Source organism: Companilactobacillus bobalius (assembly GCF_009764355.1).
In genome coordinates this window covers 41,139-58,327 of sequence record NZ_LNUA01000076.1, presented here as the reverse complement: position 1 = coordinate 58,327, position 17,189 = coordinate 41,139, and the positions used below count along the sequence as shown (strand labels likewise).

17 protein-coding genes and 1 riboswitch are annotated in these 17,189 nt (G+C 35.8%); of the genes, 5 read left to right on the top strand and 12 right to left on the bottom strand.

Annotated features, from left to right (window positions below):
- Window positions 1-415: 415 nt before the first annotated feature.
- Window positions 416-1,864 carry an amino acid permease gene (locus ATN92_RS15445; RefSeq protein ID WP_056953593.1) on the bottom strand — a complete coding sequence of 483 codons (1,449 nt, stop codon included), beginning with the start codon at window positions 1,862-1,864 and terminating at the stop codon, window positions 416-418.
- An 82-nt stretch (window positions 1,865-1,946) separates the two neighbouring features.
- Window positions 1,947-2,149, bottom strand: a riboswitch (Lysine riboswitch).
- Between the two features lie 100 nt (window positions 2,150-2,249).
- Between ATN92_RS15445 and ATN92_RS15440 the strand changes: the two genes are divergently transcribed.
- A complete protein-coding gene (locus ATN92_RS15440) occupies window positions 2,250-3,764 on the top strand; it encodes a helix-turn-helix domain-containing protein (RefSeq protein WP_056953591.1) in 1,515 nt (504 codons plus the stop codon).
- A 37-nt stretch (window positions 3,765-3,801) separates the two neighbouring features.
- Here ATN92_RS15440 and ATN92_RS15435 read toward each other — a convergent pair whose 3' ends face one another.
- From ATN92_RS15435 to ATN92_RS18940, 3 genes are all read right to left on the bottom strand, one after another.
- Window positions 3,802-3,954, bottom strand: a complete 153-nt coding sequence (locus ATN92_RS15435) for a hypothetical protein (RefSeq protein WP_156638767.1) — start codon at window positions 3,952-3,954, stop codon at window positions 3,802-3,804.
- A gap of 86 nt (window positions 3,955-4,040) precedes the next feature.
- Window positions 4,041-4,613 (bottom strand): RNA-guided endonuclease TnpB family protein, encoded by a 573-nt coding sequence (locus ATN92_RS18945; RefSeq protein WP_234032522.1) that lies wholly within the window; start codon window positions 4,611-4,613, stop codon window positions 4,041-4,043.
- 32 nt (window positions 4,614-4,645) lie between these two features.
- On the bottom strand, window positions 4,646-4,810 hold the full coding sequence (locus ATN92_RS18940; RefSeq protein WP_234032517.1) for a hypothetical protein: 165 nt from the start codon (window positions 4,808-4,810) through the stop codon (window positions 4,646-4,648).
- A gap of 69 nt (window positions 4,811-4,879) precedes the next feature.
- On the opposite strand from ATN92_RS18940, the gene ATN92_RS15425 reads away from it, so the two are divergent.
- Window positions 4,880-5,173 (top strand): transposase, encoded by a 294-nt coding sequence (locus tag ATN92_RS15425; RefSeq protein ID WP_143444178.1) that lies wholly within the window; start codon window positions 4,880-4,882, stop codon window positions 5,171-5,173.
- A 139-nt stretch (window positions 5,174-5,312) separates the two neighbouring features.
- Here the strand turns inward: ATN92_RS15425 and ATN92_RS15420 are convergent, their stop codons facing one another.
- From ATN92_RS15420 to ATN92_RS15390, 7 genes are all read right to left on the bottom strand, one after another.
- Window positions 5,313-7,553 (bottom strand): L-type lectin family protein, encoded by a 2,241-nt coding sequence (locus tag ATN92_RS15420; RefSeq protein ID WP_056953587.1) that lies wholly within the window; start codon window positions 7,551-7,553, stop codon window positions 5,313-5,315.
- A 121-nt stretch (window positions 7,554-7,674) separates the two neighbouring features.
- A complete protein-coding gene (locus ATN92_RS15415) occupies window positions 7,675-8,787 on the bottom strand; it encodes a DUF916 domain-containing protein (protein ID WP_087721267.1) in 1,113 nt (370 codons plus the stop codon).
- A gap of 4 nt (window positions 8,788-8,791) precedes the next feature.
- A complete protein-coding gene (locus tag ATN92_RS15410; RefSeq protein ID WP_056953584.1) occupies window positions 8,792-9,784 on the bottom strand; it encodes a WxL protein peptidoglycan domain-containing protein in 993 nt (330 codons plus the stop codon).
- A 96-nt stretch (window positions 9,785-9,880) separates the two neighbouring features.
- Window positions 9,881-10,972 (bottom strand): DUF3324 domain-containing protein, encoded by a 1,092-nt coding sequence (locus ATN92_RS15405; RefSeq protein ID WP_056953582.1) that lies wholly within the window; start codon window positions 10,970-10,972, stop codon window positions 9,881-9,883.
- Between the two features lie 112 nt (window positions 10,973-11,084).
- A complete protein-coding gene (locus tag ATN92_RS15400) occupies window positions 11,085-11,915 on the bottom strand; it encodes a WxL domain-containing protein (protein WP_056953579.1) in 831 nt (276 codons plus the stop codon).
- A 124-nt stretch (window positions 11,916-12,039) separates the two neighbouring features.
- A complete protein-coding gene (locus ATN92_RS15395) occupies window positions 12,040-12,507 on the bottom strand; it encodes an LPXTG cell wall anchor domain-containing protein (RefSeq protein WP_056953577.1) in 468 nt (155 codons plus the stop codon).
- A gap of 112 nt (window positions 12,508-12,619) precedes the next feature.
- Entirely contained in the window at window positions 12,620-13,132 is a 513-nt protein-coding gene (locus ATN92_RS15390; protein ID WP_056953575.1) for a GNAT family N-acetyltransferase, read from the bottom strand.
- Between the two features lie 94 nt (window positions 13,133-13,226).
- Here ATN92_RS15390 and tpx point away from each other — a divergent pair, with 94 nt between their 5' ends.
- Window positions 13,227-13,721 (top strand): thiol peroxidase, encoded by a 495-nt coding sequence (gene tpx / locus ATN92_RS15385; RefSeq protein WP_056953573.1) that lies wholly within the window; start codon window positions 13,227-13,229, stop codon window positions 13,719-13,721.
- Between the two features lie 125 nt (window positions 13,722-13,846).
- On the opposite strand, the gene ATN92_RS15380 is transcribed toward tpx, so the two are convergent.
- Window positions 13,847-14,608, bottom strand: a complete 762-nt coding sequence (locus tag ATN92_RS15380; RefSeq protein WP_056953572.1) for a flavodoxin family protein — start codon at window positions 14,606-14,608, stop codon at window positions 13,847-13,849.
- A gap of 111 nt (window positions 14,609-14,719) precedes the next feature.
- On the opposite strand from ATN92_RS15380, the gene ATN92_RS15375 reads away from it, so the two are divergent.
- Together ATN92_RS15375 and ATN92_RS15370 are read left to right on the top strand one after the other, a co-directional pair.
- Window positions 14,720-15,361, top strand: a complete 642-nt coding sequence (locus ATN92_RS15375; protein ID WP_056953570.1) for an SDR family oxidoreductase — start codon at window positions 14,720-14,722, stop codon at window positions 15,359-15,361.
- Window positions 15,362-15,592: 231 nt separating this feature from the next.
- On the top strand, window positions 15,593-16,933 hold the full coding sequence (locus tag ATN92_RS15370) for an NCS2 family permease (RefSeq protein WP_025085615.1): 1,341 nt from the start codon (window positions 15,593-15,595) through the stop codon (window positions 16,931-16,933).
- Window positions 16,934-17,189: the final 256 nt, after the last annotated feature.

Sequence of the window (17,189 nt, the reverse complement as noted above, 5' to 3'; positions counted from 1 at the left end):
TGAAATTTTTTTTGATAACCATTGTTCTATTTTTTATAGTGGAAACGAGCTTCGCAGGGACAACTCCTTCCGGTTAAGTCAACTTATCTCTGCCGGCGCTTCGCTACCGACTGAGATAAGTAGTCTTAATCCTCGGGAGCTGAACGCCCCTGCTCCGCTCTCTACAAAAAAAGGCCGATTCATCCCAATAAAGGGACGAATCGACCATTCGCGGTACCACCCAGTTTCAGTGTACGCAAATACACTGCACTTTCAGACTTTATCGGATCAACCCGAACGGCATTACCCGTTGCCAGAATGCTGGAATAAAAGCCTTTGCGATTTTCACCAACCATCGCTTCTCTGAAAGGTTTATGAGTAGGCACTCTCTTAGCGTTATATTCATTTCTAATAATAATTTAAACTAACTTAAATATCAATAGCGGTTGTGTTTTTGTTCATGTTTTACATCGATATCTTCTAGTTTCAAAAACTTAGTCTTATATCTAATCTTGTAGTAAAGCCAACATACGAACAAAATAATCAATCCACTATAACTAATCAATAATCTTCCGATATTGAAATCTACCATTGATCTTACGTCTTGTCCTAAGATAATAATAATTCCTAAAACAATGGCTAAAATTGGTCCAAATGGGAACCACTTTGCTTTATAACGAAGATCATCTAGATCATAGCCTTTATACAAGTATGCTTTTCTGAAACGGTAATGTGAAAAGGCTATTCCTAACCATGCAATGAATCCGGTTAGTCCTGATGCGGCAACTAACAATTCATAGAATGAATCACCATACAAACTTGTAAACAAGGCGATGGCTCCAACTAAAGCTGTTAATAATAGTGAAAATACGGGAACGCCTCGACCATTGGTTCTTTGGAAAGCCTTTGGTGCCATGCCTTGTTTACTCATTGACCAGAGCATACGGCTGGCAGCATATAATCCTGAATTAGCAGCAGAAATAACTGATGTTAAAATAACGGCATTCATTACTCCAGCAGCTAGTGGAATACCAACTTTTTTGAAGACAATAGTAAATGGACTGATAGCAATATCGCCAGCTCCTGATCCTAATAAGTTAGGACTTGTATAAGGAATCAAGGCACCGATAACGGCGATTGACAATATGTAGAATAACAAGATTCTCCAGAAGACTTGCTTGATAGCCTTAGGTATACTCTTCTCGGGTGTAGCAGATTCACCTGCGGTAATTCCGATCAACTCGGTACCCTGGAACGAAAAACCAGCTACAACGAATACACTCAGAATTGCCGGTATTCCACCAACAAATGGTGCTTTCTTGTAAGTGTAGTTAGTTAAACCAACAAAATTTTGATTGCCTAGAATACCTAAAATACTCAAGATACCAACAATCAAGAAGATGATTACAGCAATAACTTTAATTGATGATAACCAATATTCAGTTTCACCAAATGATCCAACTGAAATAAAATTAATTACTAGTAAAACAATCATAAAAGTTAAACTTATTTTCCATGATGTCCAACTTGGGAACCAATACTTAACAACCAATGAAATAGTTGATAAGTCTACCGCTAAGGTAATAGCCCAGTTAAACCAATAATTCCAACCTAAAGCAAAGCCAAAGGCTGGATCGATAAATTTAGTTGCGTAAGTTGCAAAGGAACCGGAGACCGGCATATAAGTTGCCATTTCTCCCAAACTTGTCATCAAGAAATAGACCATGATACCGATAGCCGCATAAGCTATCAGAGCTCCTCCAGGTCCTGCGGTTGAGATTGAAGAACCACTGGCAACAAATAATCCAGTTCCAATCGAACCTCCTAACGCAATCATTGATAGATGACGAGTCTTTAACGACCGACTCACATCATTATTTTCCATCTTTCATTCCCCTTTTATTTGGACATAAAAAAAGTCCCTATTATCAGAGGAACTACTGACAATAAGGATTATAATTATCCCAATAATCAATAGCTCAACGTTTTTCAAAAAATAAGAAACTCATTCTCTGAACGTACGACAGTCTACCACCTATTAAGTAATAGCCCAATCAACTTTATCAAGTAGGGATAAAATGATTTCGGCAACTTTTCCTTTAATGTTTTTTCAAGGTACCCTATCGTACTCCAAAACACGACTAATAAAAATTGCGCCTCTATCTGATTACAAAATATTATAAATAAATGTTAAGATAGTAGCAAGTAGTGTTTCTTATATTTATTAATCTTTTTAAATTAACAATTTAACATTGCCGGGGGAAACAAACATGTTGGAGCAAATTTTCTTAGTTAAGCAAGACGTAGAGAAATATCGAATGCTAACTGTTATTAAGTCGCTACCTCCTCGTGAAGTAAACTTGAGTAATATTAGTAGTAGATTACAATTTACGTACCAAAAAACATATAACATTTTCCAAGCACTGCTAGAAGATTTTGCCGATGTCGCCCCTGATATCGATCCTAGTGACACTAAGATTGAGTCAATCGACTTTAGTAAAATTTTCATTGATACTTACCGCCTATACTTAGTTAAGAACTCGGTAGTTTTTCAGGCCTTTAATTATGGCCTGACCAGTGCTAATCCATCATTTGAGAGTTTCAGTAACGAACACTTTACTAGTAAATCAACTCTCAATCGTCGAATGTCCAAATTCAGAGCCTTCCTTAAAAACTTTGGACTTAAAATTTCCAATTCAACCCTTGAGATCAAGGGTAATGAGAAAAATATCCGATGGATGGCTTATTATGTCTATTGGTATACTTACCATGCTCAAGAATGGCCATTTAGCCTTATTCAAGAGAACTCAATCGATCAAATTATTGCCAAAGCGGGAATAACTTTTGACAATCCAATCGTACATTTTCAACTGAAGTATTTCTTGGCAATCTCCAGAATTCGTTTGATCAAACGAAATTATATTGAAGATTTGCCATATTACAACGTTGTCTTCGATAATCAACAACTAGGTGAAGAGATTTTAACTCACGATGATTATCCAATTGTGCCACTAGATGCCTTACATAATGAAAATAAGCTGATCAATCTCTTTAGAAAGACAGCCTTTCAACCTAGTGACACCGCCTTTGAACAACCAATCAATACTAATGCTCGTATTAATCCGAAGTTCTACGCGCTCGTTTATCACTTTATAGATTTTCTTAAAGAGCATTATCACGATGATATGACTGTTTATCATAATCAAAAGACTTTGAAGCACATCATGACTTATGTCACCCGTGATATTGTTTTCTATTACATCATGGCGCCATATTCCTTGATGCATCTCGATACAATGTACGCTGAGGGTAATGAACAATCATATACTGACTTGTACAAAGACGTTTATACCTTCTTCTCAAATGTTGATCAAAATGAATTTCCGGGCATTTATAATGCGGCTGAATTAATTTCAAAAGATTTATATCAAATCTTGCCAAGTTATATTTCAACAATTCGTGAAGAAGATTTCATCCGTGTTAAAGTCTTAATTGACCCAGGTAATCAGGCCGCTGAGGTTGCTTTAAGAACAGTTCGTAATCTCGAATTCGTTGAAGTAGTTCCAAGTAACGTTTACGATGATGTCGACGTCTTAATCACTTCATTGGATGTCTTACCATTGGATATCGAGAAAAAGAAGTATCCAGGAAATCTTAAAGTCATTCCCTGGGATATTTCCTCCACTAGGCCAGACTATATCTGGTTATTGATTCAATTGAATCAAATCTACGTCAAAAAACTTAAAAATAAAATCACCACAAATAAAAAGAAAAAAGTTTTGTAAAGAAATAGACGAACTCATAACGAGTCCGTCTATTTTTTTACAATGAATTAATTGCTGTCCAATTTAAAGTACCAGTATATTGACCAGCCTCATTTTCTTTACTAGTATCATTCTCCAATAATAGACCTGAATTATTTGTCCAATCATCAGAAATATCATCAACTGTCTTCGTTTGAAAATGTTTTTTCATAATCAAGCCGCCTTCACTGTGAACTACGTCGGTACTAAAATACCGAGCTTCTAGGAACATTCCATACTTGCCAACTAGTATTTCAACTAGTCAGTAGAGGTTACTAAGGCTTGTTCCAAGCCAATATTTAATATGTTTTTACTTGCATTGACATCTCTATCATGGTGAATACTACAATTTGGACAATCCCATTCTCGAATGTTTAATCCGTGTTTACCATCGTCATAACCACAGTTAGAACAAATTTGACTAGTTTTGAATGGATTAACTATCAAAAGTTTTTTACCATACCATTCACACTTGTATTCAAGCATTAGTCTTAATGCACTCCATGATTGGTTGGCAATAACACGTGATAATTTATGATTCTTAAGAAGATTTTTGGTTTTCAAATCTTCAATTACAATCATGTCATTATTTTCAACTAATTCACGAGTTATCTTATGAAGATAGTCTTTCCTTTGATTAGCTATTTTTTCACTGTATTTAGCTACCATGAGCTTAGCCTTTATATAATTACTGTACTGTTCTAAAGTTTTTGGGTCACTCAATCCAAATTTTTTCTTGTATTGAATGTCCCTCAAAGCCTGAGTACGTCTTCTAGCTAATCGTTTTTCCCAATGGTGTTTCTTTTTAGCTAATTTTTTATCAAACCGTATAGCCTTATATTTTCTACCGTTTGAACAAATGACTAGATCAGAAACACCATATCAATTCCAACTGATTTATTAGTCTTAGGTAATTGCTCTGGTTCTTCATCAACCGTTAAAACAGCATAATACTTGCTAGTAGATGACTTACGAATCGTAACGTACTTGATGATACTAGGAATTGATTTCTTGTTCTTATATTTCATTACTCCAAGTTTAGGAAGTTTTATATAAGAGTTATCAATGATCTCAACGTTGTTATTTACGAACTTAGATTGATAACTTTGTTTGGGAAACTTCTTGCTCTTGAAACGAGGAAACTTACGCTTTTTACTAAAGAAACCCCTATATGCCTCAAACAAATCTTTATTAGTGGCCTGAAGACTGGTGCTTTCAGCTTTCTTTTACCGGATAAAACACCAACAAATACCGTAAAAAATCTAAAAAGAATATCGGTTAGAGAACGGCTCAAGAAATACCCGGAAACAAAATCACAATTATGGAGTGGCCATCTTTGGTCTTCAAACTATTTTATGAGCACATTAGGAAATGCATCTAAAAAATTGTAATAGAATGTGTTAATTAACAATTAAAAAATATAATAATGGTCGTCCAAAATATTGAAAAAACTCGGTAATAAATTACCGAGTTTTTTCAATTGACGACCTTTATAAAAGCTTTTATTTCATAAAATGAATCATTTTTAACCTAAATTGAGTTATTCAAAGTCCAACTAATTGTTCCTGTATATTTTCCACTAGAAACTAGATCACCATCTGAATGCAACAAGATTCCAGTATTTTTCGACCAGCCCTTAGTCACATCAAAGGTACCCGTCTCCGACTTTTCAATTTCTGAATTACTAATAAGTGTTGGTGAATTCAAATCAGCTACCTCACCTTGGGCATCCCGATAAAACATTTCACCATCAAAAGTCTCACTATCGTCGTTCACTAAAGAAGTACCACTGGCTGACAGAGACCACGATGAATCCTGAGCAATCACATTGACCTGCCAATCGTCATTTCGACGTACATCTCCAGAATAATATGATTGGATATTAGCAAATGAAAAGTTACCATCACCTAAATCAAGTTTCAACGATTGCGCATCAACTGTCACCGTAAAGGTCTTCGTCTCTGATTTATTATTGTAGTGATCATTGGCTGAAATTGTTATCGTGTGTGTACCTGGGCCTAGAATCTCTTGTTCAGGTAAGTCAGTTCCGGCGTCAGAACTACCATAAAACGGAAGTGAAAAATCAATCTTCTTATTGTCATCAGTAGCCGTGACTGCCATTTGACTCAAATTTTTACCATCAACTGTCACATTTAAAAGAGCTCCCTCACTTTCAAAGGCACTACCATCAGCATAAGTAAGTGAACCCTTCAAATTGGTACTAGTAATAGTTGAAATCTCAGTTGATGACAAACTAGCATCCAAATTTAGAGTTTTGATTTTAGGATTACGGATAACAAAATCAGTTGCCATTGCATCACCAATATAAGTATCACTGGCAAAATGAACATGACTAGATGCTACCTTCGTATTGTCAGCAACCGTTGTTGGCGTGGTACCAGTTAAAGTAAGCGTAGCCTGATTATTAGTCGTATTCAACACGTTCGTAACCAAACTGATTGTGTGGGTCAAAACACCAGTCTTATTAGCTGTGTCAATTTCTGAATTAGAAATATTCTCCGTATTGCCATTAGCAAATTTAATTGAAGCACCATAATTTAAAGTAACGTTTTTGGGCACATCAATTGTCGTTTTGATTTTACCAACATCTTCTTGTCCACCATTGTATTTCAAATCGTACTGTAACTTCAGATTATCGCCAGCATTGATTTCTTTATAATTAGAAGTCAATTCGCGATCATTTTGAGTAGAGTCGAAGATTTTAGCATCAACTGAAACATCAGCCAATGAAGATAATTGTTCATAAATCAACTGAGATTCACTTGCTCCCGTATTACCAGCACCAACAAAACCCCAAGTAACCTTTTTATCACTGCCTAAATTAAATTTACTCAAGTCGATTTCGACCGTTTTATCTGCCTCGATTGGATTTGTAGCAGAATCTACTCCAGTATTAGTGTTAGGTGTACCATCAATATTTTTATCATTGAATTTATAAGTAATATTGGCCGTCTTACCATCATTATTCGGATTATATAGAATCGAAACATGATGCCAACCGCTATTTGTACCAATCGTCCGATAAATTGGTGACTGATGAATCAATGAATAAGCCCCATTACTCAGTGGTGAATAAGATTGCTCATCATCAGGATATCCCGAAGCAATGTGAACCTTGTCACTGACTAATTGAGTACTATCCAAACTCGAATCTTTGTCAAAAGCATCATTCACGTTCCCACTGACGTTAGGATAATTATCAAATTCTAGTGCCCAACTATTTTGAATAGCGTTCGCCAAATGGGATGTATTCTGATCCGCTGCCCAAACACCTAATGTTTCCATTGGTGCCGTCGCATTGCCATTCAAAGTCGACAAAGCATTAGTGCCATTAGGATCGTTTTGCATAACGAATGCTAATCCACCACCACTAGCAGTGTCTACAGGAGTTTTTATCCAAAATGAAAAATAAGCATTCTTAGTGACATCCATCTTATTCTTCTCATTTGACCATAAAATCCCATTATTATTTTTACTACTCCAAAAAGTCATGTAAACCGTATTACTCAAAGTATTATTAACAACAGCGGCTGCATTCGTTCCACCATTGATCAAACTGGATGGTTTAGTAAAAATACCATCTTTTGCTGGTCTACCTATGATAGAACCATTCGGTGTATATCCCAAGACATCATCATTACTTAGCCCAGTTGGCGTATCATCAGCTTTAACTGTCGTTGCACTAAAAAGAACAATCATAATACTGGCAAAAAATAATAGAACATTCTGCCAAAGATTTTTAGTCTTCAAATTAACGCCCTCCTTCAGCCTACTCATCAAGCTTATTATATTCTCAATAAAATAATATCTCCACCTTAATTAAAAGAATAAAAAAATACCTCAAGCATTATTTGCTTGAGGTATCGGTAGCTTATTTCTTATGACGAGATGATCTTGTATTACCAGATCTAGTAGTCTTATTAGGATCATTCTTTGGTTTTCCACCAAATCTCAATCCACTACGACCTTTAGGTCCTTTACCGTTCTTATTACGTTGTGAATAGTACAAGTACATCCAAACAACAATTACGATTAAAACAATAATTCCAATGATGATACCAATCCACTGCTTATTATTACTTTCCTGCTTAGGATTGATGGCATCTTTAACACTATCGACTTCTTTTTGTTGAACCGATATATTTTTATCAAATGATTGAGAAAATCCAGAATCATTTTTCAAAGTAATATGTGCTTTATAAGTTCCCGATGTCAACTTACTAATCGGAATAAAGTAATTGAATTGTGAATTAGGCGCAATTTGCAAATTGTCAGCGTTGTACTTAATCGTCTTACCATTATGTTTGATGTGAGCAGTCAATTTAACTTTATTAATGTTAATCGGAGCTGTGTTATCTAACATATAAGAAATACCAGTTGAACCCGCCACAGCCCTTGGAGCAGCTGAAGTTAAATGCATACTAGGCATTACTCCATCGTCTTTTGAACGTAGAACAACACCCTTAACGTAACGCACTTGATTCTTGATATTGATATTTTTTGACTTAGTAGGACTGACTGACGCTGTGGTCGTGACTCCACCAAGAATAATTCCGGCGTATTCTGAATCTGGAGATTTAACTTTGAATTCAACCGTCTTATTCTCACCAGTATCCAACTTAACAACTTGTTTCCTTGAACCATCAACTAATGAAGTCAATGAAGGAAGCTTAGACTTATACAATTTAGTATTGTATTTATCATAGCCAATCACACCTGAGTCAGCTGTATAAGCATTGTTAACCTCAGCAGTAACTGTAATTGGTTTCGTACCAGTATTCGCAATTAAAACTTTTAAAGTTTGTTCCTTCTTAGGAGTTACCTTCAAATCAAAATATGATTCATTCTTGTCAATTTGATTGTCAGGTAAAATTGCTTGAATAGCATAAGATTTGTCTGGTGCTGCCTTCACCGTTGTTGCTGGTAAAAAGGCAATTAATAACATCAACAATGTTGAGAAAAATAATATTATTCGTTTTTTCATATTTTTAACTCCTACCTGAATACCAAATGGCCCAGAAAATAAGGAAAATCAATGATACTAAGACACAGACAATCAAAATATAAGTTGTGGTCTTGTTATAGATCAAGCCTTTACAACGTTTGTTGATATCATTCGCCTGATCTTGCGTAATTTTATATGTCTTATGGAAAGTCCAAGTAGCTTTTCCACTTCGGGCCGCACCCTTAACAACATATTCACCCGCTTGAATTGGTGTCTGATTCTGATCAAAATCAACCGGAATAGCTGAATTAGGTGCAACTTTATTATACGTCGTATCGGCAACCATTTCCTTAGGTCCCAAATTGAAACGATCCAACCAACTCTTACGTTTTACAGTCATATGAACGATAACATTCTTCATCTGACCAGGTTCTTTATTTTGCAAATTGATAATAATATGCGGTTTTCGACTAATTACGTCCAAAGCCAAATTATGTAAACTGATAATACCACCAACAGCTTTATTGTTGCCCGTTATCCAGACTGCAACATTGGCATTACCTTTGGCACCATCCCTAGCTGCATCATAGATGTTAAATCCACCCATAACTAATCCTTCTATCTTATCAGATGGCAATTTAATTTTAAAAGTCACATCTTTAGTCTTATTCGGCTCCAAAACTAAGGTCTGTGGCTTGGTCATATCGGCAAAAGCATATTTCAAACCATACTGACCTGCACGAACCTTGTCTGTATAGACGATTTTACCATCCATGGAAGTTGTTGCATTTGTTGGTACAATTCTCAAACGTAGTTTATTAATACTGAAATTACCAATAGAAATCTTAACTGTACGTGTAGCATTCGGTTTGCCAACAATATCAAACCTATCAGTAACATCACTATTAGCATCCTCAATTAAGGGAGTCACTGTAACATTACTAATATCGGCCTTCACGACAGTGTTGTTAAACGTTATAAAGCCTATAAAGGCAAAGAATACCATTGATAGAAAATAGATTATTTTTTTATTCATTGTTCTGCCCCTGATAATTACTTCACCTCTAATAATACTAAAAAAGCCGTTCCAAGTCTTGGAACAGCTCAATATTTAATTATTTATCAAAGAATATTAACGACGACGACGTCTTGTAGGTTGATTGCCATCTCCACCGTTGTTGTTCTTGTTATTGTTTCTCTTACCTAAGTAAATACCTAATCCTAGGATAATTGCCAAAGCAAGAATGCCTAATAGGATGTACAACCATAGATAATTAGGCTTGATACCAGCTAATTTATTATACTTAGCAGCATCGTTATTTGTGATTGCAAAGTCTTTATTTAAAACCCAACTCTTCAAACCACCATCTGTTTTATAAGTTAACTTCAAATGATAATTACCCGATTGAAGAGTTTTTTTACCCCACGGAATACTCAAATCATAATTAGTAGTTGAAGCAATATCTTGTGAACTATAATTCTGAGTTATCTTAAAGCTTTTATCACCTTTTTTAGTGACAACAGCCTTAGCAGAAAGTGTACCTGCATATGAATTAGTAGAGTTATGAACATTGGCTAAAACGCCTTGTTTTCTACCCTTAAATGTCTGTACCAAACCAGGTTTTACCGTTCTAACTGAATACTTAGGTTGTACTTTAGGTTGGCCAGTTTGATGAATTTGCACAGGTATAGAATAACTAAACTTATTTTTAATCAAAGTACCATTATCTGAGACGCTTCCTTTAGCCTTCTCTTTATATGGAGCAATTGTTACACCACCCATTAAAGTACCTGCAAATTTTTTCTTAGGAACAGTCACGTTTAAAGTAATTGTGGCTGTTGTATTGCCTGGAACTTTAAATATTGATTTTTTTGGAGATAACGCGTCTTTAGTTTGAATTTTAAGAGATGGATCTTTTACATTCGTATCATCATACGATAAAGTACCATTATTATTAGTATAGGCAGTTGCTGCATAATAAATAAAATTACGTGTATCACTGGCCTTATTAACAACCATCAATTTCAATTGTGCAGTTTGACCAGGTTTACCCGTTACCATATACGATCCATTATCAATATTTACGACATCATTACTTTCGCCACCTGGTTTAATCGTATAGTCACCAGAGGTTGCGGCCCTAACATTAGTAGCACCGAATAATCCTGTTATCATAGTAAAAATAAATGAAATTAGAAACAAGAATCTAACTTTTGGTTTCAAAACTTGAACCTCCCTTTTTAAAATCAATGCATAAGTCGTTTATATTATAAAATAAAAACCACTACTATTGTAGTAGTGGTTAACATTTTAACATTTATATTTTAAATACTCACTATGCTGTAACAGTAGATTTTGTCTTCAATGTCCATGTAATTGTAGCATTGTATGATTGAACACCATCTTTGCCACTTGTTGCTGGAGTATCTGTAGCTAAGTTCAAGTATGTGTTCTTGTCAGTTGGTGTAAATGAAGCATTGATAGGACCATCTGTATATGTACCCTTATCCAAGTCAATCATAGTTGAAGCTTCTGGAGCTGTTGAATCAGCACTTCCGGCTTTATTAGCTGCACCGGCAATATTGATACCTGTAGTATATCTAGGACCATCGGCTGAAACATCGCCACCCTTATCATTCTTCAATTGTGTCTTTTGTAGATTCAAAACAAATGGTTGACCTGTCTTGTCATCACTACCGGCAAAGAAGTTTGTAATAGCAGCATCAACTGTGAATCCAGGTGCGTCAGTACGTGAATCAGTTACTGTTAATACACCTTTATCTTGACTATCTGTAGCACTGTCATCACGATTGTTGCTATCCAAAGCAACTGTTGTGCCAATGGCAGCATTACCAAATCCAAAATCAGGAACAGAATCTAATGTCAAAAGACCTGATTGAACTTTAACATTAGCATTTGATTGAGCTGATGCTTCACCAACAGCTGTAGTCTTTCCATCTGTAGTTTCATCATATGCAATTGCTAATTTACTATCACTGCCACCAAGTGGTCCAACATCTGTACCAGCTTTGTATGAAACAGTTCCATCAGCAGCTGTAGCACCTGAAGATGTAGCAGCTTGTGCTGTGATTGTTGGTGCAATTGCTCCTAAAACGATTCCTGCTGTTGCTAATGATCCTGCTAAAACACTCTTAGATAATTTCATGATATATCCTCCCTGATATAGAAAATTATTTTTTGTTTTTGTCTTTCTTGATTACAATTAGATAATACCAAATTTTACGAACCGTACATCTCATAATTTGTAAAAGATATTTATCAGAATTGAATCAATTTGTTACCTTTGAAACGTGTAAAGATTGGAAGCTTTTCCGGAACTTCAATCCATAAAAAGCGAATAGACCAATCAAAATAGTAAAGCCTAAAATGACTAATCCGGTATCATGCGCATCCCCGGTTTGTGGGTATGTTGACATGTTGTTGACGTTGACTGACGGTGTATAGTCAGTATCTTTAGCTTGTGTTTGGCTACCGGTACTTGTTCCAGTATTATCACCAACTAAGACGTTAGCATTAGTTGCTGCACCGCCTGCGCCTGAAGTACTACTATCAGACGTCTTAGCGAGTACCGCAACTGGTGCTGCAGCGTCATTCCCTGCCGTGCTGTCAGATTCAGCAATAACTTTGTTAATACTGAATCCACCAACCACACCTAACAAAATAACGGCAATTGCGAAGAAACCGACTATTCGCTTTTTGACTGTGAGACTTTTTCTAGTTCTCGTTCTTTTTTTCATATAAAAACCTCTCATCAAAAGTCAGTCTATTTTCTCCTTACAAGAAGTATAGTACCATCCGTATACCATTTGCTTACTCCGAAATAATTAAGAATTTCTTACAAAAAGTGAACTATTCCTTCAGAAGATAATATCTGACTATATTGCTATGTGTTGCGAATGGAAGCGCTTGGTCGGCACTGTAGATATATTTGAACCCTAATTTTTCTAAAATCTTCTGAGGAACTTGATTTTTTTCTTCAGTGGACGCCCAAATCTCTTTCAAGTGCAACTGTTTAAATCCATAATCAATCACTAACTGCATTGCTTCTGTCGCAAATCCCTTTTGTCGATACTTTTGATCGATAACAAAGCCGATTTCTCGTGTCAAAACAAGGTCTGCGGACTCTCCACGATGATTGATCTCGATAATTCCTACCATTGTATTATTTTCTACTTCAGCAATGACATTAGCATCATCTCTTTTGCAATACATTTCAAACAACTGGTGAACATAATTGGAATCCGTGCTATATTCCAATCCCGCTAGTTCATGATTAGTCTTATCACCGACTAACGCTAGAAACTGAGGAAAGTCAGTTTCCGTAAAATTTCTTATCTTAATATCTTTTCCTACTATTAACATGGCATCACCTCAATTTGCAATCTAATTTCTAGGTTTTTATTTTGCCCTAACTTATAATGAGTCTAGCATCAAAAAAGAAAGGGTGAATATTCGTATGAATTTGGAATTTAAAGGACAAACTGTTGCCACAATTGGTCAACCACTATCTGTTGGAGATAAGTTCCCCGACTTTACCGTATTAAATAAGAACAATCAAGAAATCAAACTCAGTGATCTATTAAACAAACCATTATTGATCAGTGTCGTTCCTAACATCAATACTAGTGTCTGCAGTATTCAAACTAAACATTTCAATGAAGAAGTCGATGGTCACTCGGCTATCAACTTCGTTACCATTTCTACTAACACTGTTGAGGAACAAACCCACTGGTGTGCAGCTGAAAATGTGAAGAACATGCAAATGTTAGCTGATGTCAACCGCGACTTCGGTAAGAAATCCAATCTTTGGATCAAGGACTTGGACATTTTGGCACGTTCAGTCTGGGTAGTTGACCCTAACGGCGAAATCACTTATTCTGAGGTAGTTCCAGTACAAACTGACGAACCAAGTTATGATAAGGTACTGGATCAGATTGACCAAATGAATTAGATTCATCGAACCATTCAGCATTTGTAAAAATTCCTATACAAATGTAAAGAACCATTCCTGATAATAATACATTTCAATAAGAAATCTCGACCAATTTACAATAAATTGTCCGAGATTTTTTTAGTTTAACGACGGCGATGTTTGACAAACGTTACAAAGTGCAAGATACAAGCCAGTAAGACAAAGAAAATAATAGTAAAACTAGTATAATTCAACCAGAAATTGTTACCGATCCATCCTGAGAGTGGTAATTGAATCCCCATTGTTATTAGTGCCATCACGGCAATCATAAAGAATAGCTGTATATATCTTTTCACGGTTGAATCATCCTTTCTCTTTCTGACAGAAATCTTTTTAGCATACTTTTGACACAGTTTCTTCTTATTATATGGAATGGTTTTCATGCCAAAGGTATTCGGCAAAACTATTTCCCCTACTTTAATTACTCCAGCAGCGGACATTACTCGATCAATCGTCTTAAATGAATCGTCAGTCACACCAGTAACAAAGTTTTCTAATATAGAAACGTAACAAGACGAAATACTCAAGTAGTGCTTATTCTTGAATGGACCTGGTATCGTGTCGCCATTTTGTTTGAAATAGACAAACTTAGGTCGCATGCAGTCGAAAAAATTCTTTAAAACTCCTGACAATTCTCGCCAATAAGTAGGTGCAGCAAAGATCCAGACGTCACTGTCCATTAATTTCTGCGCCAATTCATCCAAAACAGGATTGTCCTCATGATATTTGTGAGGCGTAATATCATAATTCTCTAAGAAGATTGTTTCTGTTTCGATTCCACTATCAACATTTTTCAACACTTCATCCAACATTTGGGCATTGAGACCATGTTCTTGATGGGAGGCCAAAATTCCTAATATTTTCATACGCTATTTCCCCTTTGTATATAAGTCTAATATACTCAAATATAAGATTCAAAACACTAGCATTATTAAAAAAATGTTGCTACAGTATGTTTAACTAAGGAGGTTTTGAGTATGAAAGTTCTTATTATTGGTGCCCATGGCAAAATCGGACACCTACTGATTGGTGAATTACAATCAAGAAACATCGAATTTGTTGCTGGATTGCGTAGTCAAGAACAAATCAAGGCCTACAACGAAAACAATATCGAAACTCAATTTATCGATCTAACAGCTTCTCTAGACGATATTAAGAATTCAATTGAAGAGTCTGGTGCTGACATTATCGTCTTCTCTGCCGGTGCTGGTGGTGCTAGCGATGCTCTAACAATTGAAATTGATCTCGATGGTGCTATCAAAACAATGATGGTTGCCGAAGCAATTGGAATCAAACGTTATATTATGGTTAGTTCTGTCTTTAGTGACAATCGAAATAAGTGGGACGCAAGTGGTATCAGACCTTACATGACTGCTAAACATTACGCTGATGATCATCTGCGTGGCACTAGTCTCGATTACACAATTATTCATCCCGGAACACTAACTAATGAAGATGGTACTGGTAAGATCAAATTATTGGGACCTAATGAAAATGACACAATTCCTCGAGTTGACGTTGCTAAAGCTTTAGCATTGATTATTCAGAATTCGTCAACAATCGGTAAAGAGTACACCTTTGCCAGTGGTGATCAACCTGAAGAAGATATATTTAGTTAATATCGAAAATAACAGTCAGTGACTCAATTTGAGTTGTTGACTGTTTTGCTTTTTAAATATAATTCGTTATTTAATTATTTAATGTATAACTTTTAGATAACAATTATAATTATATAGATATAAATACGAACAATTATCCAAATTGTAGCTTGAATTAATCGTATTTTACTTGCTATTTTCCATAATTTTTGTAATACTTTCTAAGTAGTAAAAAACTTAGGGGGTTATATCATGGAATCATCAACAGATTCAAATCGTAGCTTCATTGAAAAATTATTCCATCTCCAAGAAGCTCAAACTACTGTTAGACGTGAAATTCTAGCTGGTTTGACGACTTTCGTATCAATGGCCTACATCCTCTTTGTCAATCCGCAAGTTTTAGGGGTCGCGGGTATGAACAAAGGTGCTGTCTTTACAGCTACTGCTCTTTCAGCAATCTTGGGTTCTATTTTAATGGCATTATTAGCTAATTATCCAATTGCAATAGCTCCAGGTTTAGGCGATAATGCCTTCTTCACTTACTCAGTTGTACTAGCCATGGGAATTCCTTGGCAAACGGCAATGGCTGGTGTCTTCATGTCCAGCGTTCTCTTCCTCTTGATTTCCGTACTTAAATTACGTGAACTGGTCATCGACTCAATTCCACATGATTTAAAATTGGCTATGGCGTCTGGTATCGGACTCTTTATCGCCTTTGTTGGATTACAGGGTGGTGGTCTAGTTGTTGGTAGTAAATCAACCCTTGTTGCTATGGGTTCACTGACAGTTCCTACAACTTGGTTAACTATCTTTGGACTAGTTGTAACTGGCTTACTAATGGCTAAAAAAGTTCCTGGTTCAATCTTCATCGGTATGGTGCTAACTACTATTTTAGGATTAGTAACTAAATTGATTCCTTTGCCAAAACAAGTTATCTCTACTATTCCAAGTATGAAACCAACTTTTGGTGTCAGTATCGCTCATTTACCTGATCTATCAGATCCAAAACTTTGGGCAGTTGTCCTAGTCTTCCTACTTGTAGCTTTCTTTGATACTGCTGGTACTTTGATTGGTTTAGCTGAACAAGCTGGCTTCATGAAGAACAACAAGATGCCTAGAATTGGACGTGCTTTGATGGCTGATTCTATTTCAATGCTAGGTGGTGCTGTTATGGGTACTACTCCAACTGCCGCTTACGTTGAATCTTCTGCCGGTATCGCTGTCGGTGGTCGTACAGGACTAACATCCCTCGTTGTCAGCATCATGTTTGCCATTGCCATGTTCTTCTCACCACTATTGACTGTTGTAACTTCAAACGTTACCGCACCAGTATTGATCATTGTTGGTATTTTAATGGCTCAATCAATGAGACAAATTAACTGGAACAAATTCGAAATTGCTATGCCAGCCTTTCTTACTATTGTAGGAATGCCTTTGACATACAACATCTCTTATGGATTTGCTTTCGGAATCCTCTTCTACCCATTAACAATGTGGGCTGCAGGTCGAGGCAAGGAAGTTACACCTATTATGTACATCCTCTTCTTCGTCTTCGTTGTTCTACTTTACTTTATTAATATTTTGCCAGGTTAAAAACGAATCTGGTACGAAAAAGAGACTCTAATTACAATTAGGGTCTCTTTTTTTGTCTCGAATTTTTAATATGATTTATTCCCTCAATTATTAGATATTATCTTTAACCAGAAACAACCAGTCTTTATTAAATCAATGTCATAACATGTCATTAGTTTAATAAAATTCAAATTATTATAATTTATATCTTATATATAGCACATTTTATATTTTGATATTATAATAATCGTGAAAGCTTACGGATAATGTATTTTTA

Excerpts from the sequence above, each read along its gene's own strand:
- ATN92_RS15370 (WP_025085615.1), top strand. The coding sequence starts at position 15,593 with ATGGAATCATCAACAGATTCAAATCGTAGCTTCATTGAAAAATTATTC.
- ATN92_RS15395 (WP_056953577.1), bottom strand. The coding sequence starts at position 12,507 with ATGAAAAAAAGAACGAGAACTAGAAAAAGTCTCACAGTCAAAAAGCGA.
- ATN92_RS18940 (WP_234032517.1), bottom strand. The coding sequence starts at position 4,810 with ATGAAATATAAGAACAAGAAATCAATTCCTAGTATCATCAAGTACGTT.
- ATN92_RS15390 (WP_056953575.1), bottom strand. The coding sequence starts at position 13,132 with ATGTTAATAGTAGGAAAAGATATTAAGATAAGAAATTTTACGGAAACT.
- ATN92_RS15375 (WP_056953570.1), top strand. The coding sequence starts at position 14,720 with ATGAAAGTTCTTATTATTGGTGCCCATGGCAAAATCGGACACCTACTG.
- ATN92_RS15445 (WP_056953593.1), bottom strand. The coding sequence starts at position 1,864 with ATGGAAAATAATGATGTGAGTCGGTCGTTAAAGACTCGTCATCTATCA.
- ATN92_RS15440 (WP_056953591.1), top strand. The coding sequence starts at position 2,250 with ATGTTGGAGCAAATTTTCTTAGTTAAGCAAGACGTAGAGAAATATCGA.
- ATN92_RS15380 (WP_056953572.1), bottom strand. The coding sequence starts at position 14,608 with ATGAAAATATTAGGAATTTTGGCCTCCCATCAAGAACATGGTCTCAAT.
- ATN92_RS15415 (WP_087721267.1), bottom strand. The coding sequence starts at position 8,787 with ATGAAAAAACGAATAATATTATTTTTCTCAACATTGTTGATGTTATTA.
- ATN92_RS15410 (WP_056953584.1), bottom strand. The coding sequence starts at position 9,784 with ATGAATAAAAAAATAATCTATTTTCTATCAATGGTATTCTTTGCCTTT.
- ATN92_RS15435 (WP_156638767.1), bottom strand. The coding sequence starts at position 3,954 with ATGAAAAAACATTTTCAAACGAAGACAGTTGATGATATTTCTGATGAT.
- ATN92_RS15400 (WP_056953579.1), bottom strand. The coding sequence starts at position 11,915 with ATGAAATTATCTAAGAGTGTTTTAGCAGGATCATTAGCAACAGCAGGA.
- tpx (WP_056953573.1), top strand. The coding sequence starts at position 13,227 with ATGAATTTGGAATTTAAAGGACAAACTGTTGCCACAATTGGTCAACCA.